21 protein-coding genes are annotated in these 22,214 nt (G+C 33.8%); 2 read left to right on the top strand and 19 right to left on the bottom strand.

Features of this window, described 5'->3' with window-relative positions; all coding sequences use genetic code 11:
* Positions 1 to 158: 158 nt before the first annotated feature.
* The 5 genes from NSQ59_RS06770 to hpf form a co-directional block, all read right to left on the bottom strand.
* Positions 159 to 689 (bottom strand): chromate transporter, encoded by a 531-nt coding sequence (locus NSQ59_RS06770; RefSeq protein ID WP_055738716.1) that lies wholly within the window; start codon positions 687 to 689, stop codon positions 159 to 161.
* The gene (locus NSQ59_RS06765) at positions 686 to 1,246 is read right to left on the bottom strand and encodes a chromate transporter (RefSeq protein WP_055741150.1); all 561 of its coding nucleotides are present in this window, start codon (positions 1,244 to 1,246) and stop codon (positions 686 to 688) included. The genes NSQ59_RS06770 and NSQ59_RS06765 overlap by 4 nt, the downstream gene beginning before the upstream one ends.
* Before the next feature lie 107 nt (positions 1,247 to 1,353).
* Complete coding sequence (locus NSQ59_RS06760) at positions 1,354 to 2,964, bottom strand: gamma-glutamyltransferase family protein (RefSeq protein ID WP_340830323.1); 1,611 nt, start codon at positions 2,962 to 2,964, stop codon at positions 1,354 to 1,356.
* Between the two features lie 335 nt (positions 2,965 to 3,299).
* Positions 3,300 to 3,749: an Lrp/AsnC family transcriptional regulator gene (locus NSQ59_RS06755; protein WP_055738714.1), complete on the bottom strand. Its 450-nt coding sequence runs from the start codon at positions 3,747 to 3,749 to the stop codon at positions 3,300 to 3,302.
* Positions 3,750 to 4,036: 287 nt separating this feature from the next.
* Positions 4,037 to 4,591, bottom strand: a complete 555-nt coding sequence (hpf, locus tag NSQ59_RS06750; protein WP_055738713.1) for a ribosome hibernation-promoting factor, HPF/YfiA family — start codon at positions 4,589 to 4,591, stop codon at positions 4,037 to 4,039.
* Between the two features lie 318 nt (positions 4,592 to 4,909).
* Between hpf and NSQ59_RS06745 the strand changes: the two genes are divergently transcribed.
* Entirely contained in the window at positions 4,910 to 5,158 is a 249-nt protein-coding gene (locus tag NSQ59_RS06745) for a hypothetical protein (RefSeq protein WP_340830320.1), read from the top strand.
* A 53-nt stretch (positions 5,159 to 5,211) separates the two neighbouring features.
* Here the strand turns inward: NSQ59_RS06745 and NSQ59_RS06740 are convergent, their stop codons facing one another.
* Positions 5,212 to 6,213 (bottom strand): phosphotransferase enzyme family protein, encoded by a 1,002-nt coding sequence (locus tag NSQ59_RS06740; protein ID WP_340830318.1) that lies wholly within the window; start codon positions 6,211 to 6,213, stop codon positions 5,212 to 5,214.
* 310 nt (positions 6,214 to 6,523) lie between these two features.
* On the opposite strand from NSQ59_RS06740, the gene NSQ59_RS06735 reads away from it, so the two are divergent.
* Positions 6,524 to 7,981: an IS1182 family transposase gene (locus NSQ59_RS06735; RefSeq protein ID WP_340830316.1), complete on the top strand. Its 1,458-nt coding sequence runs from the start codon at positions 6,524 to 6,526 to the stop codon at positions 7,979 to 7,981.
* Between the two features lie 143 nt (positions 7,982 to 8,124).
* On the opposite strand, the gene NSQ59_RS06730 is transcribed toward NSQ59_RS06735, so the two are convergent.
* From NSQ59_RS06730 to NSQ59_RS06670, 13 genes are all read right to left on the bottom strand, one after another.
* Positions 8,125 to 8,754 carry a hypothetical protein gene (locus tag NSQ59_RS06730; RefSeq protein WP_340830314.1) on the bottom strand — a complete coding sequence of 210 codons (630 nt, stop codon included), beginning with the start codon at positions 8,752 to 8,754 and terminating at the stop codon, positions 8,125 to 8,127.
* A gap of 23 nt (positions 8,755 to 8,777) precedes the next feature.
* Positions 8,778 to 9,050 carry a late competence development ComFB family protein gene (locus NSQ59_RS06725; RefSeq protein ID WP_340830312.1) on the bottom strand — a complete coding sequence of 91 codons (273 nt, stop codon included), beginning with the start codon at positions 9,048 to 9,050 and terminating at the stop codon, positions 8,778 to 8,780.
* Between the two features lie 398 nt (positions 9,051 to 9,448).
* Entirely contained in the window at positions 9,449 to 9,799 is a 351-nt protein-coding gene (locus NSQ59_RS06720; RefSeq protein WP_340830310.1) for a hypothetical protein, read from the bottom strand.
* The gene (gene fliS / locus NSQ59_RS06715; protein ID WP_340830308.1) at positions 9,799 to 10,194 is read right to left on the bottom strand and encodes a flagellar export chaperone FliS; all 396 of its coding nucleotides are present in this window, start codon (positions 10,192 to 10,194) and stop codon (positions 9,799 to 9,801) included. Before fliS ends, NSQ59_RS06720 begins: the two co-directional genes overlap by 1 nt.
* 26 nt (positions 10,195 to 10,220) lie before the next feature.
* Positions 10,221 to 11,789: a flagellar filament capping protein FliD gene (gene fliD, locus NSQ59_RS06710; protein ID WP_340830306.1), complete on the bottom strand. Its 1,569-nt coding sequence runs from the start codon at positions 11,787 to 11,789 to the stop codon at positions 10,221 to 10,223.
* Between the two features lie 17 nt (positions 11,790 to 11,806).
* Positions 11,807 to 12,160 carry a flagellar protein FlaG gene (locus tag NSQ59_RS06705; RefSeq protein WP_340830304.1) on the bottom strand — a complete coding sequence of 118 codons (354 nt, stop codon included), beginning with the start codon at positions 12,158 to 12,160 and terminating at the stop codon, positions 11,807 to 11,809.
* Positions 12,161 to 13,345: 1,185 nt separating this feature from the next.
* On the bottom strand, positions 13,346 to 14,437 hold the full coding sequence (rfbB, locus tag NSQ59_RS06700) for a dTDP-glucose 4,6-dehydratase (protein WP_340830302.1): 1,092 nt from the start codon (positions 14,435 to 14,437) through the stop codon (positions 13,346 to 13,348).
* Positions 14,438 to 14,544: 107 nt separating this feature from the next.
* The gene (locus NSQ59_RS06695; protein WP_340830300.1) at positions 14,545 to 15,216 is read right to left on the bottom strand and encodes an acetyltransferase; all 672 of its coding nucleotides are present in this window, start codon (positions 15,214 to 15,216) and stop codon (positions 14,545 to 14,547) included.
* Between the two features lie 18 nt (positions 15,217 to 15,234).
* The gene (locus NSQ59_RS06690) at positions 15,235 to 16,401 is read right to left on the bottom strand and encodes an ATP-grasp domain-containing protein (protein WP_340830298.1); all 1,167 of its coding nucleotides are present in this window, start codon (positions 16,399 to 16,401) and stop codon (positions 15,235 to 15,237) included.
* Between the two features lie 42 nt (positions 16,402 to 16,443).
* On the bottom strand, positions 16,444 to 17,676 hold the full coding sequence (locus tag NSQ59_RS06685) for a DegT/DnrJ/EryC1/StrS family aminotransferase (protein WP_340830296.1): 1,233 nt from the start codon (positions 17,674 to 17,676) through the stop codon (positions 16,444 to 16,446).
* Positions 17,633 to 18,184, bottom strand: coding sequence for a dTDP-4-dehydrorhamnose 3,5-epimerase (gene rfbC, locus NSQ59_RS06680; protein WP_340830294.1), 552 nt, complete (start codon positions 18,182 to 18,184; stop codon positions 17,633 to 17,635). Before rfbC ends, NSQ59_RS06685 begins: the two co-directional genes overlap by 44 nt.
* A 16-nt stretch (positions 18,185 to 18,200) precedes the next feature.
* Positions 18,201 to 19,085: a glucose-1-phosphate thymidylyltransferase RfbA gene (rfbA, locus tag NSQ59_RS06675; RefSeq protein WP_340830292.1), complete on the bottom strand. Its 885-nt coding sequence runs from the start codon at positions 19,083 to 19,085 to the stop codon at positions 18,201 to 18,203.
* A gap of 505 nt (positions 19,086 to 19,590) precedes the next feature.
* The gene (locus NSQ59_RS06670; RefSeq protein ID WP_340830290.1) at positions 19,591 to 21,711 is read right to left on the bottom strand and encodes a glycosyltransferase family 2 protein; all 2,121 of its coding nucleotides are present in this window, start codon (positions 21,709 to 21,711) and stop codon (positions 19,591 to 19,593) included.
* Positions 21,712 to 22,214: the final 503 nt, after the last annotated feature.

Here is a 22,214-nt window from a genome sequence, read left to right as displayed (position 1 = left end):
CTAAATGCTGAACCTTATGGAAGGTGGGGAACTTCCCGGGATGTTTTGTCAGACTCAAAAAACATTACTCCTGTCCGCTTAATTTCACTAGATTTTATCATTGCACTCCCACAAAAAGACAAGCACTAATCCTCTAGCACTTGTCCTCAAATATTTATTCACCCTAAAAAAATCGCTCCGTACACTAACGCTCCGCAGATAACATACACAGGACTAACCTTCCATTTTTCTAACAGCAATAAACTAACAATCCCGATTATCGCTGTTTGAACGATTCCAACCCCTTTATAAGAAGTGGTAAAAAAGTCGATCGTCATAACGCCTAATAGCACTGCAATTGCCGGGCGAACGAGCTTCGTCATATTTTTCACCTTGGCAGTGTCCTTAAATTTCATCAAAATACCGAGCAAGGCAATTATTAAAATTAGGGAAGGAGCAACACTTGCGAACAAAGCAATGATGGCACCAATTACGCCGCCTTGTGAGTATCCGATATATCCCGCAAGTTTTGTGGCAATTGGACCCGGTAATGCATTTCCAAGTGCAACCATCTCACTAAACTCATGGACGGAAAACCAATGATAACGGTCTACAACCTCATGCTCGAGAAGGGGTATCGTTGCTGGCCCGCCTCCATAGCCTAAAAGGTTAGCCATAAAGTTCGCTAAAAAAATCTGCCAGTATATCATGATGCCTTCACCTGCTTTTCTTCCTTCTTATTTTTAGAAAGGAGGGCAGAGACAAGTAAGCCTACGATTAAAATAGCCGGATGGATTCCTAAAACCTGCATCACTACAATACTTATTACTAGAAGAATCACAGTCATTGTCCATCCCATCGTGTTTTTGGATTTTTTGATAAAATCCCATGTCAACACTCCTAGCATTACACCTGCAATTGGTATTACTGCTCGAGACATTCCATTCACCCAAGGCTTATCCTTGTATTCATGTAATACTGTTAAAAAAATGATCAACAAAACGACGGTTGGAAGCACGGTACCTACTAATGCACTCATCATGCCCCAGAAGCCACCAACGCGCCATCCAATATAACCGGACATTTTCGTATTAATAGGTCCTGGAAGTGTGTTGGCTAACGCTAAAATATCGGAGAATTCCTCTTCTTCCATCCACTTATATATGTCCACGACTTCCCTTTTCATTAGCGGAATAGCCGAAAGTCCTCCTCCGTATCCAAGCATTCCCGACCGGAAAAAGGCAACAAATATATCCCAAGATTTCACTTTATCACATTCCTTTTTTGTGTCTTCCACTGGTTGTTTTAGTTTGAGACTGCGTTTCAAAAACGATTCACTTATATTTTTGTATTTACCTTGTTAGGAAACATTTCCTAAAATACCGCAATCGAGCCGTCTGTTCTGGATTCTGTTCCACCCATTAACACACCTGTTTCAGGGTCACGCCAAATCACTTGGCCGCGGCCGAATCCGCCACCATCCGTGGCAACTTGAATTTGATGGCCTTTGCGTGCTAAAGCTTGCGCAAGATGGTTTGGAAAATGAGGTTCCACTTGAATCTTTTTCCCTTCCGTCCACTGCCAGCGCGGTGCATCCAGTGCTGCTTGCGGATTCAAATGAAAATCAATGGTATTCATAATGACTTGGAAATGTCCTTGCGGCTGCATGTATCCGCCCATTACCCCAAACGGACCAACTGCTTGATCACCTTTCGTTAAAAATCCCGGAATAATCGTATGATACGTTTTCTTACCAGGCTTCAACGCATTAGGATGTTCGGGATCTAATGAGAAGTCTGCTCCTCGATTTTGCAAAGCAATACCGGTGCCAGGCACTACAATTCCAGATCCAAATCCCATATAATTGCTTTGGATAAAAGAAACCATATTACCTTCTCCGTCAGCAGCTGCCAAATACACGGTTCCTCCGCTTGGCGGCTTATATGGATCAGGAGTAATTGCTTCTTCCCCGATTAACGCACGACGCTCTGCTGCATATTCCTCTGATAAAAGATGGTTCACTTCCACTCGCATATGTTGAATATCGGAAATATGCGCCTTTCCATCTGTAAACGCAAGTTTCATCGCTTCAATTTGTTTATGGTAAGTATCCACTGTTTCTTTCTCTGTAAACTCAAAACCGCTGGCAATATTAAGCGCCATTAAAGCAACTAATCCTTGACCATTCGGCGGAATCTCCCAAACATCATAACCGCGATAATTCGTAGAAATTGGTTCTACCCATTCAGCACGATACTCGGCTAAATCCTCTTTGGATAAAAATCCATTGTGTTTTTGCACATAATCAGCGATTTTTTCTGCTAATGGCCCACGATAAAAGCTTTCCGCATTAGTTTCTGCTATCTCCCTTAAAGTGCTGGCATGACCAGGTGAACGCCAAATTTCTCCGATTTCTGGTGCCCTTCCTTCCGGTGCAAAGGTTTCAAACCATGCTTGGAACTCCTCACCAGTCATGTTTTGCTTGTAAATACGATAGGCAGACTTCCAATACTTGCCTAGAATTGGTGTTAAAGGATAGCCTTCTTCTGCATAACGAATTGCAGGCTCAAGAACTTCTTTTAAAGATAACCGGCCAAATTTTTTGGAAAGCTCCGCCCAACCCGATGGTGTACCTGGCACAGTGACAGGCACCACACCATGAACCGGCATTTTTTCATACCCGCGTTCGCGCAAAGCTTCTATTGAAATTGATTTTGGCGAAGGTCCGCTGGCATTTAACCCATGAAGCTTTCCTTCAGTCCAAACAAGAGCAAAACAGTCTGAACCGATTCCATTAGAGGTAGGCTCAACAACCGTTAAAGCTGCAGCAGTCGCAATCGCCGCATCAATGGCATTTCCGCCTTTGCGAAGGATTTCAAGCCCTGCCTGTGCAGCAAGCGGCTGTGAGGTGGCAACCATCCCATTTCTTGCAAAAACAGTATTTCTCGTTGAAGGATACGGTTGATATAAGTGATCAAGATTCACGTTTCTACACTCCCCTTTTTGTACATTTGTAAAGCAAAATCGATATTTTGTTTTACAAACGTAATCTTTATCTATGATTATAGTAAATATTTATCTTTATGACTACCTTTTTTCTACAAAATTCTTAATCTTTTAGAAACAGATATCTTGATTTACTTCAATTTCGGCTGGTTTTGCAAACTAATATTAGTGTTTATCAAATTAGCACCAGTAAAATGGTTAACGGCACAGATTTTCATTCGAATGGACTGAAAACGGGGAACAATGGACCGATTTAGGTATTTAGACCTAAAACATAACAATTATCCACTTCAAATTTGTAATGTCTCCTGAAACTACAGCTTCAATCCATTTCGACTCTTGAATCTCCGCAATAAAATATTACTCTCCACCCTTGTGATGCCTTCTAAGTTGTACAATTCATTGTTAATAAAGTGCTCTAGGCTAGAAAAATCATCCACTAACACATGCATATGTAAAGTACTTGGTCCGGTCATTTGATAGCAGCTTGCAACACTAGGGTTGTCCGCCAATTTTTGGGCAACCTCTACTAAATAGGCAGGTTCACAGTCCACTTCGAAAAAAGCGGATACATGTTTTCCGATTTTTTCCGAATTGATGACGACGGAAAATTTTTCAATTACACCATGATTCATCAACTGATGGACACGCTCGCGAACGGCCACTCGAGATAAATTCAATTGTTTTCCGATATCTGCATATGATAAGCGTCCATTTTCTGTTAAAAGCTGCAGTATTTTACGATCAATATCATCTATTTTCATTTGAGCACCTCATATTAGATCTTTTTTTACTATTATTATACAGTAACCTGTCCAAAATATTGCAGCCAAAACAATTCCCTAGGGTGCCTTTTGCATTTTAGGAAACACAGTAAGATAGTTCACGAGCTAGTGAAATTGGCACTTCAAATTTCACCTGATGCCCTTACCTGCAGGGAGAAGAAGGAGAAATATAATAGTCGATGGCTGCTTGCGCTATACGGTGAGTATTTTTTTAAGTTAAACGAACAAAAAATCCGCAACCACCAGGTCACGGATTTTTTTCTGCATTATTTTGTTTCGATTAATCCATATTTTCCATCTTTACGACGGTACACAATATTCGTTTGATTCGTTTCGGAATCAGTGTAGACGAAGAAACTGTGGCCGAGAAGATTCATTTGCAGAACAGCTTCCTCGCTGTCCATCGGTTTCAAATCAAATTGCTTTGTTCTCACAACTTCTAAATCATTTTCATCCTCTTCTACTTGTACACTAGTAGAGACATTGGATGCAAAGAACTCTCTTTGGTTTCCATTTTCACGGAGTTTTCGGTTTACTTTTGTTTTATGTTTACGGATTTGTCTTTCCAATTTATCAGTTATTAAATCAATTGCGGCATACATGTCCTCATTTACTTCCTCTGCTCTCAACACAAGCTGTGGAAGAGGGATGGTGACTTCTACCTTAGACCCTTTACCTTGATACACCTTCAAATTGACATGAACATTGGTATCGGGTACCTCAATAAAATAACGCTCTAACTTGCTTACTTTCTTTTCTACATAATCCCTTATTGCTGGAGTTACCTCAATGTTTTCGCCACGAATGTTGTAGTTCATCATATGGACTCCTCCTATTTTGGCTGTGTCCCAAGTAAGTATAGGCTTGTCTAGACAAGACTTGCGGAACACATTACCTATTTTTATTGCTATGATTATATATTTCTATTATACACGTCTATATTCCTGCTTAAACCTAAAAAGATATTTGTCGAATTTCTCGGGAAATATTTAAATTTGTCGAAAATGTCACTTTTTCACTAGGACAATATCCCAAAATTAATTTCCAATATTAAGGCATATACCCAAACCGCCTACACCTATTTAACATATCCTTTAATGAAAATGTTTATAAAAATATATTTTTGAGGAGGAAATGAAATGCATCCTGATTATTTACATGGATATAGTGAACCCACGCAAGATGAAAGAATTATTGGGAGACCTTTTGGATTTGGTCACTTTGGAGGCTTTGGAAGGCCTTTCGGATTCGGGAGACCTTGGGGATTTGGATTTGGTGCGCCATTTATCGGCGGGTTAGCTACTGGCGCTTTATTAGGAACCGCTCTTGGTGGCCCTTATGGTTATCCGTATCCTTACCCTTATTATGGATATCCTTACTATTGGTAAAAATAATAAAGCTCAAAGAAGAGGCTTTTCAATCGAAAGAGCCTCTTCTTTTTCTATATTAGATTAGCACTTAAATCAAGATCCACAATCGCTTCATTTTTTTCAATACGCTCTTTTATTTCATCAATCCAATGCTGGATCCTTTCATTGCGATCCTCTATCGGCACTTTTTTGCTAAAAACAGCGTATAACTCAATATCTCTTTGCTTTAGAAACAACGGAATTGTTTCTAAGCAATCTTGAGAAAGCGTATTTTCTTCACGATACCCTTCAAGAAAAGCCTTTAAAAATCCTCTTGCAAATTCATTACGTTCCTCTTTCGTTCCATAAAAATGCTTGCTATTAGTTGAATAATATAAAGGAATAGCAATATCCGATGCAAAATAATGATAACATGCATCATCAAAATCAAATATATGGATTGTTTCTCCATCATAGAAAAAGTTTCCGCTGTGGATGTCTGTGTGAAGTAGCCCGTAAGAATCTTTTGTTCTAGGCAATTTTTCAACTTCTTCTATTACTTTAAGCGCAGCTGCCAAGGCTTCTTTATCCTCTTTCGGATAATAATACTCCAATTGCAATAAATCATTCCCATTCCAATGAGAACGTGGTTGAATGTTTTCACCTGGTTGATAATTCTTTGTAACACGATGCATTTTTCCGGTTACTTTTCCCCAAATACGAAAAAGCTTTTCATTAAAATCATCAACTTTTACAGGATTGCCCGGTGCTTTTTCAAACAAGCATGCATAAAAAACGGAATCCTCTGCCTCAAAAGCTTCTACGGTTTTCCCATTCGGCGATAGAAAAACCGCCGGGATGCTGATTCCGCAGCCATGCAAATACTGAATCCAATCAAGCTCCGATTCCAGCTCCTTCTGTGAACGATGGGAACTATGTGTGACCCTCAAAATTTTCGCTTCACCGTTTTGATACACCTCAAATGCATAATTCTCAAAATCACCTAGCTTCTTAAAATTAGAGTCCAGTTGATAAGTTGCTAATATTTTATTCATCATTTCTTTTGTAAATTGTTTCTCTACTGAGTGTTCCATGAAAATTTCCCCCTATGTCTGAAGATTGCCGAAATATATATATTTGACATAGGTTGGGTTTTAACCTGCTCGGAGAAAAGATTTTGTGAAATATTATATAAGATTGGATTAACAAAATAGCACTGGTTGCGAATCGTTGGACTTATTGTAGTTACGTTTTTAAGTAAAAAAAATAAAAGGGCGGATCTATGGAGGGCACTGAAAAAGTCCCCCTAATTAATGGAGAAAGGTATAATACCTCATAATCTGAGGGAATTATACCTTTTTTTGCTGTATAATTATAAGTATCAATTTCAAGTGGGTGGGTACTATGATACAAAATCAACAATCCATGATTCTAAGTCCTTATATGGGTATTTATGATTTAGTTGTTCCAAAGGATAATATGTTACGTAGACTAAATGACTTGGTCGATTTTTCTTTTGTTTATGATGAACTTAAGGAAAAATATTGCCATAATAATGGTCGAAACGCTATCGACCCTATTCGTATGTTCAAATATTTATTATTAAAGACCATCTATGACTTATCTGATGTTGACGTTGTCGAACGTTCAAAATACGACATGTCCTTTAAATATTTTCTTCATATGGCCCCGGAAGAGCCAGTAATGGAGCCAAGTTCTTTAACGAAGTTTCGAAAACTTCGTTTAAAAGATATAAACCTATTAGACATGCTTATTAATAAATCTGTAGAAATTGCCATCGAGAAAGAAATCATCAAAAGTAAATCCATTATCGTGGATGCCACCCATACAAAAGCTCGCTACAATCAGAAATCACCTAGAGAAATCCTAATGGATCGCTCTAAAAAGCTAAGAAAAGCTATTTATTCCATCGACGAAACGATGAAAGATAAATTTCCCGTTAAAAATACAACGGACGTCTTAGAAAATGAAATCGACTATTGTCAAAAACTCATGGATGTAATTGAAAAAGAGGACACCCTAACCCAGTATCCAAAGGTGAAAGAGCAGTTAAACCTTTTAAAAGAAACCGTTACCGACGATATTGAACACTTACAGATTTCCGAAGATAAAGATGCAAAAGTAGGTCATAAAACCGCTGATTCATCCTTTTTTGGTTATAAAACACACATTGCCATGTGCGAAGAAAGAATTATAACCTCCGCAACCGTTACGACTGGAGAAAAGAATGATGGAAAGCAATTAGAAACACTGATTGAAAAAAGTATCAAAGCTGGAATGAAAGTTGAAACGGTTATTGGTGATACAGCCTATTCAGAAAAAGGTAATATCGAATACACAAAAGAAAAGGAAATAAAATTAGTAGCCAAGTTAAACCCTTCTGTAACACAAGGTTTTCGAAAAAAAGAAGATGAATTTGAATTCAATAAAGATGCAGGGATGTATGTTTGTAAAGCTGGACATATGGCTATAAGGAAAGCGCGAGGAGGAAAAAAAGGAGTCGCTACTAATCAAGTGGACACATACTTCTTTGACATTGAAAAGTGTAAACGATGCCCTTTCAAAGAAGGGTGTTATAAAGAAGGGGCGAAAAGTAAGACTTACTCTGTAAGTATCAAATCAAATGATCATACCGAACAAGCAAAATTCCAAGAAAGTGATTATTTTAAGGAAAAATCAAAAGAACGATATAAAATAGAAGCTAAAAATAGCGAATTAAAACACAGACACGGGTACGATGTTGCGGAATCCTCGGGTCTAATTGGCATGGAATTACAAGGTGCCGTGACTATATTTACTGTGAATCTAAAAAGAATACTAAAACTAATGGATGCAAAATAATGGGGCAAAGACCCCTAAAATAATCAAAAAAGACGACACAACATTCGCTTTTTGAATGTTCATGTCGTCTTTTTCTATATTACAATTTAATTCTTTTGAAAAAATGAAGGATTTTCAGTGCCCTCGATCTATGCCACCCTTTTTTAAAAGTTACTCTGGAACTCTCTTTGAAATACTTTTACCATGATATAATGTTGTAATCCCCTTGTTAATTCCAATGCTTTATTCGCATGCTCCGACGCTTTATCCAGATTCCCATACTTTTTCTCTAATTCTGCTAATAACACATGTATCATCCAGGGTTTTAACGGTTTCTGCATTAGATTTTTTGCCTCTTGCAGATTATTTTCCTCTAACGCAATAGCCACTTCGTAATAATTTTTTAAAGTAATCGTTTGAATTTCATTAACAAATCTCTTAGCTTCCTCTGTATTTCGCTTATAGAGTGCATAAAAGGTTTGAATATATGCTTGAAAAGACTTTTTTCGAGGTTTCTTTTGCAGCTTAGTAAAAGCCTCTTCTATTAGAGAATCGTTTTTATTCGCCATCCCATAAATAAACTGGTAATAAGGATGCCTTTGTCTTTTTACTAAAAACTTCTCTAGTTTTTCCATGTTTTTAGATCGATACAATGAATAGAGAACAGGAGATAATAAAACTGCAAAAACAATAATATAGGCAATGATAAAAACTAGTATTTCAGGCACATTTAATATTGTCAGTACCGTTCCAGCAAGTACTGCAATAATAAAAGCTAGAATAAATCGAATCATAGATGCTCCTTTTTCTTGGTGTCTTAATTTCCACATCGTTTATTTTTCGCGACCACATCAGCTGCCTGAATAACAGTACTAAGTATTTTCGTAGCACCTTGACGATCAGCTGTATACATTGCTCGAATATATGGTCTACTATCTTGATTGACAACATATTGAGCAGGCAATTTGTTTAAGGAAAGGGCAAGAATATCCTCCTGGCATCGTTCACACTTACATGGTAAATGCAACTGTTCGATATTTTCATGTAAAGCGTTCCGTACTATTTCTTCCATCACATTATAGAGTGCCATTAAGTTTCCTCCAGCTTGTCCCTGAGAATGTTCTTACAATTAATGTAATTATAATAGAGGCTTAGGGATTTGTATATATGAAAAAAATCACCTGAAATAACAGGTGATTAGATAATAATAGTTTTCTAATTTCTTTTGTCGTAAAAGAAGCCGTCTGTTTGCATGTTGGCATATGGATTTATATATCTTTCATTGATGTTTTAAATCATATAATTCTTGCAGGTCAAACAGTCTTTCTAGTCGTATAAAGGGTGTCTCCCTCCAGTCATTGAGTTTGTTGTGATAACTAAACTACTCATTTCGACATTTGGGGAGGTACTCCTTTTATTGTGCTTTAAAACTCTTGACACACAAGGGATTTAATTTATGAAATTCATTTAACTGTATTCATTTCTTTATTAATTTTTTTTATCAAAAAATCTTGAAGCTTGATTCACTTGAGAATAGGGATTCCTATATTTATGTTGAGTATTTTTTGATTTGTTGAGATTACTTATTTTTTCCTTTATTCCTGATAAAATTGTTTGACAGTGTTCTTTAATAACACTATCCATTTCAACTATTTCTTTTATATATTTTTTTTCTTCATCATTTAGAGATTGTATATCAATATTTGAAAGCACAGCCTCTCGCTTTTCTAAAAGATCATTAATTTCATGAATTTTCTCATCAACATTAGTATTTATCTCTGATTTAGATACTTCATATAACTTTTTAGTGAGGCTTAACAATTGATGGACAGCAGACATTAGACAGTTTCACCCAATTTGAATTGATTTTTTCGGGTAATCTTAATAACTTCTTTCCATGTATCTCTAAATTCCTCTACAAAATGTTCTACCTCATCTAATATGGCAGTATCATTTTTAATATTGGCTTCAATTAATCTTCTATTCATATAATCATACAATTGTCTCATGTTTTTAGATACTTCATAATCCATATTTAAGGTTACGATAAGTTCATTAATAATGTTTTGTGCTTTTGTAATATTGAGATGTTTCTTTTCAATATTTTCTTCCAGCATTGCATTTTTTGCAATTTTAATAAACTTAATACAACCATTATATAGCATTAGCACTAATTCCCCAGGCGCAGCTGTAGTCACTGAAACCTGCTGATAGGCTTCGTATGTCTTATTCATTAACTAAAACTCCTTCTTTATGCTAATTAACGCCCTCCACCAAGAGCAGAAGTAATATAGCTTACTTGGCTGTTTAATTTTTGGATAGCAGCATCCATTGCATTGAACTGATTGTAATACCTAGTTTCAAGATCCTGTAATTTATCTGTCCAATCATTATATTGATTAGCATAATCACTGATACTTTTCCCTAAAATACTCGTATCCAGACTGTCCGAAGTATTAGGAGCGCCTGCTTTCTCTTTCAACTTACTTACGGCATCATTTAAAATATCATACAAACGTTCTCCAATTCCCTCTTTATTCTTATCAGCAGGAACTGGTGGCTTTTTACTTGGGTCTGCATTAGGATCGGATATAGTAAATAAATTCATGACTTGATCTGGATTATTATTGATGGCATTTCTTAGTTTTGTTTCGTCAATCTGTAATTTCCCATCAAGAGACATATACTGTGTAGTGATTCCAATCTTTGAAAGGGAATTTAACTCATTGCTTGCAATACCAGTTACTGGAGCGGACATATACTGTCTTAATGTTGACATAACATCATTAAGTAATGGATCCCTTGTTAATGTACCACTTTTCGCTTTTTCATCCCAAAGCTTAGCATCGTTTTCACTCATTGCATTTCGTTGATCCTTTGTTAAAGGAGGATAATCACGATATCTATCTTCATTTAATTTAGTATTTACTTTATCAATTATGCTATTATAAGCATCTACAAAGTTCTTAATGGTATTGAATACGGCATCTGAGTCTGATTTGACTGAAATGGTTCCTGAACCAGTATTTGAAACATTAATTTTCAATCCAAATACGGAAATATTGTTGGTTGAACTTGTAACGTTTGAAGTTACTCCACCACTTGTAATATCTACTGAAGCATCTGTTCCTTGAATAGTTTTACTAAACCCTCCAGTTATTGCTCCAGCATTCGATGAATCGCCACCAGTTGAAATCAAACTAGCTACATTCCCAGTCTTATCTGTTAATTTTATACTTTGATTCGCTCCTGAATCTTTAGAAGATATTACAAAACTTGACGTTGCTTCATCAAACATAGCTCTTATTCCCAGAGAAGCTCCGCTTGCATCACTTGCTCCAGCAATTTTGCTAGCTAAACTAGCATAAGTTGTATTTTCATCAATGTCGATAGTAGCTACTCCACTTATTGTTTGAATTTCTATTTGGGAAGTAACACCAGGGTTAAGTATCTTGTCAGTGGACTTTACTTTATTCGTACCATTTGTAATTGGCTGAGCAGTGATCATATTAGCTACTGATGCGGTACTATTTACTACTACACTATAAGTTCCAGGAACTGAATTTGATGTAGAAGAAGCTGTAAAACTATTTGTATTCGAACTAATCGCGCTATAAGCATTGAAAGTACTTTGAAAACGAAGATTGTCCACACTTTTTCTAAAAGTATCTATCGCAAGATTCATTTCTCGATATGAATCACGTTGATATGTTGCCCATTGCTGTTTTTGGTAAATGGTATCTTGCGGTATTTTTTCTGATTTCATTAAATCACTAACTATTTTATCAATATCCAGCCCTGAGGCTGTTCCCACGATTCTATTAACCATTTAAAAATCCTCCCTCATCATATTTTTATATCAAACAAAATACCTAACATTTCTTTCATGGAAGCATATGTATCTAAAAGCTTTTCAGAAGGAATTTCCCGAATAACTTCATTATTATTATCGTCAATTACTTGAACATAATAAGATTGTGTTTTCTCATGATAATTATATTTAACTGAGTAATGATCTGGTAATAGGTGTTCAACCGTTTCAACAGTATCCTTCAAAAATGTTTCAGAAACCTCATATCCCTCATTGTTTTTTGAATTTCCATTCAAATTTTGTCTTGATCCCTCAAATGTTTGTTGTGCATAATTTTCAATAGATGTTTTTCTTATTTGAGGAATAAATGTAGAATTGATTTTCTCCATTTATTCTTCCTCCTAAAACTTTGGCAAATTACTTACAATCTTTATATCGTCATATTTCCTCCTGTTTTAACCTTTTAATCAGAATAAATATATCGTATAAACATACTTTTTTTATCATTCTTCAGTCTTAAATTTAGAAATATTTAAAGAAGCCATTAAAACAGTAATTCAGATCTTGGCGCACGGATTGATATGGGCTCAATGGAAATATAATGGACAAAAAATGCAGTAGAAACCAATCTACTGATACAAAGAAGTTATCTAAAGATAAAGATCAAATTAAAAAACTATTAGGTAAAAAAGACTTAGATATTAAGATTCTGTATGATCTCATAATAAAGAATATCTAAAAATTGAAGTAACCGATAAATAGATAACTAATGTCTAGGCAAAGCAAATCGTACTAAGATATAGAAGGCATTCTTCTTTCTACTTATTATTATAAAAAATGGTCGTGTAGAGGAAAAACAAATAAGTGAAGGACGTGGAGCACCAGGTTATGCCATTTAAGAGGACGAAAAGAAAATTTCAAATGAACAAATAAAAGAATGGTTACTGAAATAAATTTCAGGTGACGGGTCTACTTATGGCTATAAAAAATTAACTAAGTTATTAAATGGGAAATACAAGCTATTCATGAATTAAGAAGAAATTATTTAGTTTATGTATAGACTTTGGCATTTTACGTCCACAATTTCAAAAAAGGAACACTTCCTAGAAAACTAGAGAGAAATCGATTGATTATTTATAACGCAAAATATAATCAACAGAAAAAAACTGTGATTCGATCCGTTAAAGGATCACAATTTTTTCCTATTCTTTGAACAAGGATGCGAAGAGTTCGAAACCGAACACGAAAAAAATTCACCAAGACCCAAATATGATCGCCCATAAAATCCTAGAATACAAATGTTTAATTAGATTTCAATTCAAAACCTATAAGATTGCCTATAAGAAAGGTATCCAGGATTATTAATTACAATGAACGTATAGTCTAAATGTTATACATTTTAGACATCTTGATGTTTACATCTCAGTTCCAAGAAAACACAAAATCAATTGGATTTTTAAACAAATTGAAAAGCGTACCTGTGGCTATCAACTCAGGAAAGATGCAGATTATCTGCACCTAACCAAATTCCAAATACGATAAATCTGCTTTATCTAGTGGGATTGAATCCAGTATTAAGTTATTTTGGATTCTTGGTTTACAATGCCACCACTTAACAAAGCAGTTGTCGAACATGAGTATTTTAGATAATCACCAGAAATAATGCTATCGATCCATTTAGTATTATTTAAATACCATTTAATTGTTTCTTTTATTCCCTGGTCAAAAGTATATTTTGGTTTCCAACCTAGCTGTGTAGTTATTTTGGTATTATTAATAGCATATCTTCTATCATGGCCGGGACGATCTTCTACATAATTGATCAATTCTTCAGAACGTCCCAACGTTTTTAAAATTAATTTTACTATTTCGATATTCTCTTTTTCGTTATTACCACCAATATTATAAATTTCTCCATCTATTCCCTGATGAAGAACTTTATCTATAGCAGAACAATGATCAAATACATGAAGCCAATCTCTAATGTTCTTACCATTCCCATATACTGGAAGTTCTTTCCCGTTAATACTATTAATTATCATGAGGGGAATGAGTTTTTCTGGGAACTGGTAAGGACCATAATTATTACTACAACGTGTTATGTTAATTGGCAAACCAAAAGTCTCATGATATGCCCTAACAAACATGTCCGCACTTGCTTTTGATGCAGAATATGGGCTATTAGGCTTTAAGGGCAGTGTTTCTATAAAAAATCCTGAATCACCTAATGAGCCGTAAACCTCATCAGTAGATACTTGTAAATATTTAACACCTAACTTATAATCTCTACAATAATAATTGAAAGGGTTAATCTTCCAATACTTTTTAGCTATATCAAGCAGTACCTGAGTCCCCAATACATTAGTTTTTAAAAATATCTGTGGATCCTCTATGCTTCTGTCTACATGAGATTCAGCAGCAAAGTTAACAACAAAGTCTATTTTATATGTAGCAAAAATCTTCTCAATCTTTTCTCTATCTTTTATGTCAATTTTCATAAATATATGGTTAGAATTATCCCATATATCATCTAAGTTCATCAAATTCCCTGCGTATGTCAAAGCGTCTATATTAATAATTTTATAATCGGGATACTTATTTAACATATACTTAACAAAGTTACTCCCAATAAATCCAGCTCCACCAGTTACTAAAATAGTTTTCATATTAGAATCCCTTCTTATCTGCATTAAACAATAGGAAAATAATTGTATATCAATTTTTAAAGTTTGAAAATTATAATAAATAAAATTAATTAATCAACAAACTTAAATTACAATAAATCTATGTCCATGCTTCTCACATTATTTAAAGTACTACTTCTAGCAGGAACAATCACAGAGTCTTCTTTAGTATTAGTTGAGACATATGCTCCTGCTCCAATTAAAGTATAACTTTTTATCTCCACTCCGTTTTTTACAGTACAATTGTTTCCTAAAAAGCAATTATCTTGAATAATTACATTCCCAGCGGTCGAAGAAGAAGGGGCAAAAAAATTAAAATTACCTATAATTGAATGATGTGAAATATTTATATTGCTCCAAAAGATATTTCCATTTCCAATTGAAACAAATGGCTGTATAAGTGTATTCTCCAAGAAAATGTTTCCTTCACCTAATTCCACATTTTTTGCTATGTTTGCCGATGGGTGAACAAAAGAAGCAATTTCATATCCTTTTAATTTAATACTTTGATGTATTTTCCTTCGTATTTCATTCATTTTGTTATAACCAATAACAGGTAAAATCTTGTACTCATCCTGAGGATATATAGATTCAATTTCTTCAAAAGGAACAATATTTGTTTGATTAACATCATCTTTATCAATAAACTTTTGGTCAACGGTAAAACCAACAAAGTTTTCGTCAGTATCCGTTTCTATATAATATTTAACCATCTTAGCAAAATTTGTATTACCAAAAATAATTATTTTTTTTTGCTTCATAATTTTTACACCTATTAATTATTTTAAGATTTCAATAAGAGAATTTTTTATTTCATTGTCTATGTCAATTGCTAAAATAAAATAACCAAATCTAGTTGAGCTATCAGATACTTCGCGTAAACCAATTTGATCATCAATATTACTAACTCGCCATATATAATCTGGATATTTTTTTCGTATTAAATTTAGTTTTTCCAAATCACTCTCATCTAATATAAATTTTATGATTGCAGTTTTTGGGTTACTTGTTCTTTCAAATTCCGGTGTCTTTCCAGTTGCAACATCTATTACCATTTTGACATAATCGTAACCTGTAGATATTTGAACTAAATCAGTACCGATACAATCTCCTGCCATTCTTGCTCCAACTTCAATAATACGAATTTCTCCATTTTCTAATAATTTAAACTCTGTATGAGAAGCTCCATACTCTATGTTTAACGCATCTAATGCTTTAAATACTTCAGGAATAATCTTTTTTTGGATTTCTTTTGGAATATCTGATGGTTGTGCATGCCCAGTTTCAATATAAGAGGGATAACCAGTTGTAAACTTTTTTGTAAAAGCCAAAAATCGGTGTTTTCCTGCATATGTGATACATTCACAACTATATTCTGGGCCATCTATAAATTCTTCAATTATAGCATTTCCTTCGAGTGATTCAGAAATAGCTTTATTAATTGAAGCAAAAAGAGTGTCAAAGCCATTCACTCTTGTTACACCTTTACTACTCCACCTATCAGTAGGTTTAATAATAAGAGGATATTTAAGTTCTTGAAGGTTTTCGTTTCCAAAACTAGTACGATAATCCATATCCAATTTTTTAAACCAAGGTGTAGCAATCTTTGCTTCTTTAAAAGCTAGACGCATATGAAATTTATTTCTAGCAATTAAATCTGATTTTTCACTATTACTATTGAAGCCTAGTGAACGTGCAATATAGTTTACTGTTTGTACAGCAAAATCTGATGTTATCGATACAACACCAACAGGTTTAATTTCTTTACAAACTTCAAAAATTTTTTCTTTATTATCTATACTAATAGGATAAAAATAATCAGCAATTTTTTCTCCGATATCTCCTGTTGGCCAAGCAAACACATGGGTTTCAAAACCCATTTCTTTTGCTTTAACAATAGCTGGCTTTATTGATTCATTCGCACCTATCACTACAATTTTTTCCAATTACTCACCTCTACACTACAATTTTCTACTACAAGTAAATAATTATTTTGAAATAAACTTTAAAATTGTATTAATAATAGTTTGTACATCATCAAAAGATAATCTCATATGCATAGGTAATGAAATAACATGATCACTAATATAAGATGCATTTGGACATGTACCATTTGCATATCCATACATCCTATATTCGGTGTTATCCGTATAGTGAACACCTGGAAATATCTCTTCTTGATTGAGTGCTTCAATTAAACCATCTCTATCATCGACTATTATCTGAAATAAATGCCTAGATGATTCACAGTTTTGCGGTATTTCAATTAATTTAATCTTATCATTGTAAGAGGCAAATCCTTTAGTATACCATTCAGCTATTTGTCTTCGATATGAATTTTCTTTATCAAGATGTTTCAATTGTACTAATCCAATTGCTGCCATAATTGAGTTCCCATGATACTTTTGTCCAACATATTCAACATCATATTTCCATTTATAGTTTCCTTTTGTGTTTATTCTAGCAAAAGTATCTTTATTGATTCCAAGCCAAGTTTTTTTTCTAACTATATCATCCAGTTCTCTACTCTTAAAACAAATCATTCCACTATCTGCTGTAGGAAGATTCTTAACTGCCTGAAAGGAATATATAACAACTTCTGCTTCTTTGCCAGGGATTTCTCCATTTAACCGTGTACCCGCCATATGAGCTGCATCAAGAATAAGTTTAAGATCGTATTTTTCACAAAGTGACACAATCTCATCGTAATGTCCAGTATTACCACCTAGACCTACATATAATATTGCTTTTGTATTTGGTGTTATACGTTTTTCTACATCATTAGGGTCTAAACAAAGAGTATTATCAACATCAGCAAAAACTGCTTTAAGGCCAGCTAATAGGATCGCATGATTTGACGAAACAAAGGTTAATGGTGTAGTAATTACCTCAGTATCATCATTCCAACCATATCTTTCTTTTAAAATATCAAAAGCTATATTAAGACCTGATGTTGCAGAGTTTAAAAAATGTGCGTTAGGTAATCCTGTATACCTTTTCCACTCTTCTTCAAATTGTAAAGTTTTGAATCCTAAGCCTGTCCACCCTTTTTCAAGACATTCTTTAATTTCTGCTAAACATCCATCTACATCGAATGTCGGTACGAATAATTGAATAGCCATAAAATCAACCTCATTACTTAATAGTATTTTTTGTTTATAAAATAATATTTTATTTCTAATATTTGAAGTTGCAATCACTTTCAACCAATAATGGTGCATTTAAATCCTTTTCTGATAATATTGGTTCATTAATTCCCCAATCAATACAAATTTGTGGATCACAATAGATAATACTACGATCAGATTCTTTATTATACAAATTATCAACTTTATATAAAACTTCTACATTATCTGTTAATGTTAGAAAGCCATGGGCAAAACCTCTGGGTATAAATAATTGCCGCTTATTTTCAGCACTTAATTCTAGAGCAACCCATTTAAGATAATGTGGTGAACCAAGACGAATATCAACAGCAACGTCGAGGATTGACCCCGAAATACATCGAACTAACTTACATTGAGACCATGGATTTTTTTGAAAATGAAGTCCACGTATTGTCCCTTTTTTTGCGGTAAAACTATGGTTCTCTTGAGCAAAATGAGTATCAATTCCTATATCAGCAAATTTTTTTTCAGTCCATGTTTCCATAAACCATCCTCGATAATCTCCATAAGCATGAGGTTTAATAATAAATACTTCAGGATGCTCGGTACTAAGTTTTTTCATTGATATCCCTCACTATTTAATAGATGAACTTTCCATCAGCAACTTTTTTTAAGTGCCATCCATATGGTGATTTGCCATAAAGTTCTGCTGATTTAATAAGACTTTCTTTTGTTATCCATCTATTTCTAAATGCAATTTCTTCAGGAGCAGATATTTTAACTCCTTGACGTTTTTCTACTGTTTGAATAAAATCTGCTGCATCCATTAGGCTATCCATTGTACCAGTATCAAACCAAGCAAACCCTCTCCCCATTAACTGAGCATTTAGGCTCCCATCTTCTAAATATAAACAGTTCAAATCTGTAATTTCTAATTCTCCCCTAAGAGAAGGCTCTATTCTTTTTGCAAAATCAACTACACGTTTATCATAAAAGTAAAGACCTGTAATACAATAGTTGGATTTTGGATTATCTGGTTTTTCCTGTACACGTATCACCTTTCCATTCTCATCTAACTCCATAATACCAAAACGCTCGGGGTCGTTAACGTAATAACCAAATATTGTTGCCTTTCCTTCCTGTGCATTTGTAACAGCTTTCTCTAGTTTGTTAATCAAACCACCACCATAAAAAATATTATCACCTAAAACTAGAGCACAACAATCATCTCCAATGAAATCCTCGCCTATCAAAAACGCTTGTGCTAACCCCTCAGGCTTTTGTTGTTCCTTATAGGATAATGTAATTCCGAATTGACTCCCATCTCCTAGTAATTTCTGAAAATCAGGTAAATCATGAGGAGTTGATATTATAAGTATGTCACGTATACCAGCAAGCATTAGAGTAGATAATGGATAGAACACCATAGGTTTATCGTATATTGGAAGTAACTGTTTACTTGTTACCATTGTTAACGGATACAGTCTGGTCCCAGATCCACCTGCTAATATAATTCCCTTCATCGGGATACCTCCAAACAATTTTCTTTTTCTACTTGGTTTTTGATTTCGAATGGCTTAAAAGCCTATGCTTCATAAAATAATTCGAAAGTAATCCTAAAAATATTAGGATTATTTAAACTCTCTATTGGTAAGCAAATTACAAGCACAGTAAGTGCTTTTTTGTCTAAGAAAAAAATTGATTATTACTTATAAATAAGTTGTTCTAGCAAACATAAAAAGGGGAAGTAATAACTCCCCCTTAAATTAAGAATGCTATTACCATTTCAAGTTATTAAACAAATAAAGGGACTTCAAAGATTCTTTTCAATCTCATCATGCTGCCTCATCGAGTTTTCCATGGATGTATAAAAAGGATCATAATTTTTTTAAGTCACTATTATACTGCCAAGGAGCAAACATTTTCCCTAACCATATTTTTAGTTAAATCTACTAATCGATTTAACAGAAAATAACCGATATCCTACAACTAATCTGGTTGCAAAATTTCAACTGTCATTTTCACTAGTCAGACTTTAACAACGAATAACAACATATCTGAGCTATAAAGAATATCTTGAACGCTATTAATTTCTATATTAATGATGGAAGCCATTTTTTTTACGGCATCCACAACAGTTGGACTACTGCCTGAAGTAATACCGATTTTATTGACACTAGTAAATCCTTCATCCAAAAATATTTTCTCAATAGCCTCTAGAGAAGTGAACTTCTTAAATACCTTTTCACCTAAAGCATTTTTATTCATTGAAAGTAAACTAACAATAGTATTTGCACTATGTGGGTTACTTACCAAGAAACGGATTTCACCTTTATTGGATAATAGTGTTTTTATTTTTTTTAGAATTATTTCCCCATCTGGATATTCTTCAATAGGCTTGCAAAATAAAATGTAATCAAATGACTTCCCACTAAGTAATTCTAATACTTCCATATAAGTCTCAGCTGAAATAAAATGATCAAATAGTTTATTAGAAACATTTGTAAACTTTTTATGAGTTGAGAAATTATACAATCTCACATTTGAATTACCATTTTCTTTATATGAATTCCGTATTTGGTAAGGTACCATTCCAAACCCTGGGTCAATACATAAAACACTAATAGATTCGTTATTCTTATGCTCAATATTAGTTAATAAGTGACTGACGTTATTTTGAAAATCATGCCAAGCATCTAATTTGTTTTTTAATTTGAATATTCCTCTACTAATTTCAAGTGAATTGCTTTTTCTTTGTGCTTCACCTAAAGAAACACTTCCAAAATGATGACAAAAAGTATCTTTCGCTAGTATAAGCTTATATCCATTTAAACGGAGTTGTAACGAAAAATCGTCATCAGAAAACTCTCCATATTGAAACATACGGTCAGGACAAATTCCATTACCATATATACTCATGGGAAATACATTTATAAAAGGACAAAGCCTTTCTCTTTCAAACCATTTGTTCGGATTTGATTCATTATACCCGCGTGCAAACCTTTGCATATCTTCTAATGTTTCATATTGTACAGATATTGCTTGATTATTAGATATACTATTTGTGGTTGGAACAACCAGTCCTATTTTTTTATCTGATTCTAAACAGATTAATAGATTTTCCAGCCATTTCTCTGTCACAATAGCATCGTTATTAACTGTTGCCAAAACACGACCTTCTGCTGTCCTTGCACCTATTAGAAAAGCAAGCATTGGACCATTGTTTTTGCTATAACTAATAATCTTTTTATTTCTATAAGGCACACTTTCAAAATACTCTCTGGTACCGTCACTTGAACCATCATTAACTAGTATAAGTTCATAATCAATTTCCGTTGTATATTTTAGTATCGATTCAACACATAGCTTGGTGAATTCAAGTTTATTATAAGCAAGTACTAATATAGATACTGGGTACTTATATTCCCCAGTTATTAGTGATTTTCTAGCATAATGATTTGCATTTGCTGAAGCAAATTCATTTTTATAGTATTGATCCAACTTGTCAGGGTGTGGATAGATTAATCCAAAGAAGTAAATCTCTTCTCGCAACTCTTTAATCAAAGGATATAGAGTAAACTCAACTAACAGTGTTAATTTTTCTCCACTATTTTGGTTGTAATCTTGGAAACAATTTCCTAAGCATTCCAAAATATTTTCGAATAAATTTGACATAAAACGTGAGGATACAATTTTTTTTAGTCGTGTAATCTCTGCACTACATAAATTCATAACATTTTGTATGTCTTTAAGAATGTGCAGACATGTATTTAAGTCATCTTCATTAAGGCTTATAATGCAAGCTTCGACTTTTGAAGTCATGCTCTCCAAAATTTCAACTATATTAGTTATAAATTTCTCGTCATTCAGATTGGATAAATCTTCGTTTGCAGTAGTTATAATCAGATTTCTGAGATATTTAAGATTTTCTCTGGCACTTTGATGATGAGTATCTAACTCAACAGCCTTAGAGAAACAAGATATAGCTACAGCTATCTCGTCTACTTTAAAACAAAGTACGCCTTTTAAATTCCAAAAATCTGCATTATTTTCATATCCTCTTTCATTAGATAATATGAGAGATAAAGCATTTTCAAAGTCGTTATTTTCTATATAATTTTCAATTTCAATTAAAACATTATTGTTCATATAAATATCTCCCAATCAACTGTAGAAAGTATAGGTATTTTGCAATACTAAACAGTAATATTATCGGCTTCACTCCAGGATAGTTTAATAGGATATAAAAAATCTAACATTGTGAAAATATTGGTACTTATTAAGCATTAAGACAACTACGTGCTTTATAGTCCGTCAAAGAACCATTTAGGAAACATCCTACTAAAATTGCCACACATGATTCTATCAAAATGTGCAATTATACTCATTTGTATATCATATAGGAATAAATATAAAAAAAGTAAAAATATTATTAAAATTTGAAGCGCCAGTTAAGTTCTCAAGAAGAATTCTTAATTCAGAGATAGTATTATAGATATAAATAATCACCAAATGGTGTTATGGATATCTTTATCAAATTGAGAAAATCTCGCTCAATTTCTTTTTCAAGGAATAAGCTATAAGTATTTTCTATATCATTTAGGTAAATACAATGTTCAGTCTTTCCTAAAGCACCCATAATTCCCCGACAC

Source organism: Margalitia sp. FSL K6-0131 (genome assembly GCF_038008735.1).
Taxonomy (GTDB): domain Bacteria; phylum Bacillota; class Bacilli; order Bacillales; family Bacillaceae_C; genus Margalitia; species Margalitia shackletonii.
This window is presented reverse-complemented; position numbering and strand designations above follow the sequence as displayed.

Bases quoted from the DNA above. Each gene is read 5' to 3' on its own strand.
- NSQ59_RS06770 (WP_055738716.1), bottom strand. From the start codon at position 689: ATGATATACTGGCAGATTTTTTTAGCGAACTTTATGGCTAACCTTTTA.
- NSQ59_RS06755 (WP_055738714.1), bottom strand. From the start codon at position 3,749: ATGAAAATAGATGATATTGATCGTAAAATACTGCAGCTTTTAACAGAA.
- hpf (WP_055738713.1), bottom strand. From the start codon at position 4,591: ATGATGAACTACAACATTCGTGGCGAAAACATTGAGGTAACTCCAGCA.
- NSQ59_RS06745 (WP_340830320.1), top strand. From the start codon at position 4,910: ATGCATCCTGATTATTTACATGGATATAGTGAACCCACGCAAGATGAA.
- NSQ59_RS06740 (WP_340830318.1), bottom strand. From the start codon at position 6,213: ATGGAACACTCAGTAGAGAAACAATTTACAAAAGAAATGATGAATAAA.
- NSQ59_RS06735 (WP_340830316.1), top strand. From the start codon at position 6,524: ATGATACAAAATCAACAATCCATGATTCTAAGTCCTTATATGGGTATT.
- NSQ59_RS06730 (WP_340830314.1), bottom strand. From the start codon at position 8,754: ATGATTCGATTTATTCTAGCTTTTATTATTGCAGTACTTGCTGGAACG.
- NSQ59_RS06725 (WP_340830312.1), bottom strand. From the start codon at position 9,050: ATGGCACTCTATAATGTGATGGAAGAAATAGTACGGAACGCTTTACAT.
- NSQ59_RS06720 (WP_340830310.1), bottom strand. From the start codon at position 9,799: ATGTCTGCTGTCCATCAATTGTTAAGCCTCACTAAAAAGTTATATGAA.
- fliS (WP_340830308.1), bottom strand. From the start codon at position 10,194: ATGAATAAGACATACGAAGCCTATCAGCAGGTTTCAGTGACTACAGCT.
- fliD (WP_340830306.1), bottom strand. From the start codon at position 11,789: ATGGTTAATAGAATCGTGGGAACAGCCTCAGGGCTGGATATTGATAAA.
- NSQ59_RS06705 (WP_340830304.1), bottom strand. From the start codon at position 12,160: ATGGAGAAAATCAATTCTACATTTATTCCTCAAATAAGAAAAACATCT.
- rfbB (WP_340830302.1), bottom strand. From the start codon at position 14,437: ATGAAAACTATTTTAGTAACTGGTGGAGCTGGATTTATTGGGAGTAAC.
- NSQ59_RS06695 (WP_340830300.1), bottom strand. From the start codon at position 15,216: ATGAAGCAAAAAAAAATAATTATTTTTGGTAATACAAATTTTGCTAAG.
- NSQ59_RS06685 (WP_340830296.1), bottom strand. From the start codon at position 17,676: ATGCACCATTATTGGTTGAAAGTGATTGCAACTTCAAATATTAGAAAT.
- rfbC (WP_340830294.1), bottom strand. From the start codon at position 18,184: ATGAAAAAACTTAGTACCGAGCATCCTGAAGTATTTATTATTAAACCT.
- rfbA (WP_340830292.1), bottom strand. From the start codon at position 19,085: ATGAAGGGAATTATATTAGCAGGTGGATCTGGGACCAGACTGTATCCG.
- NSQ59_RS06670 (WP_340830290.1), bottom strand. From the start codon at position 21,711: ATGAACAATAATGTTTTAATTGAAATTGAAAATTATATAGAAAATAAC.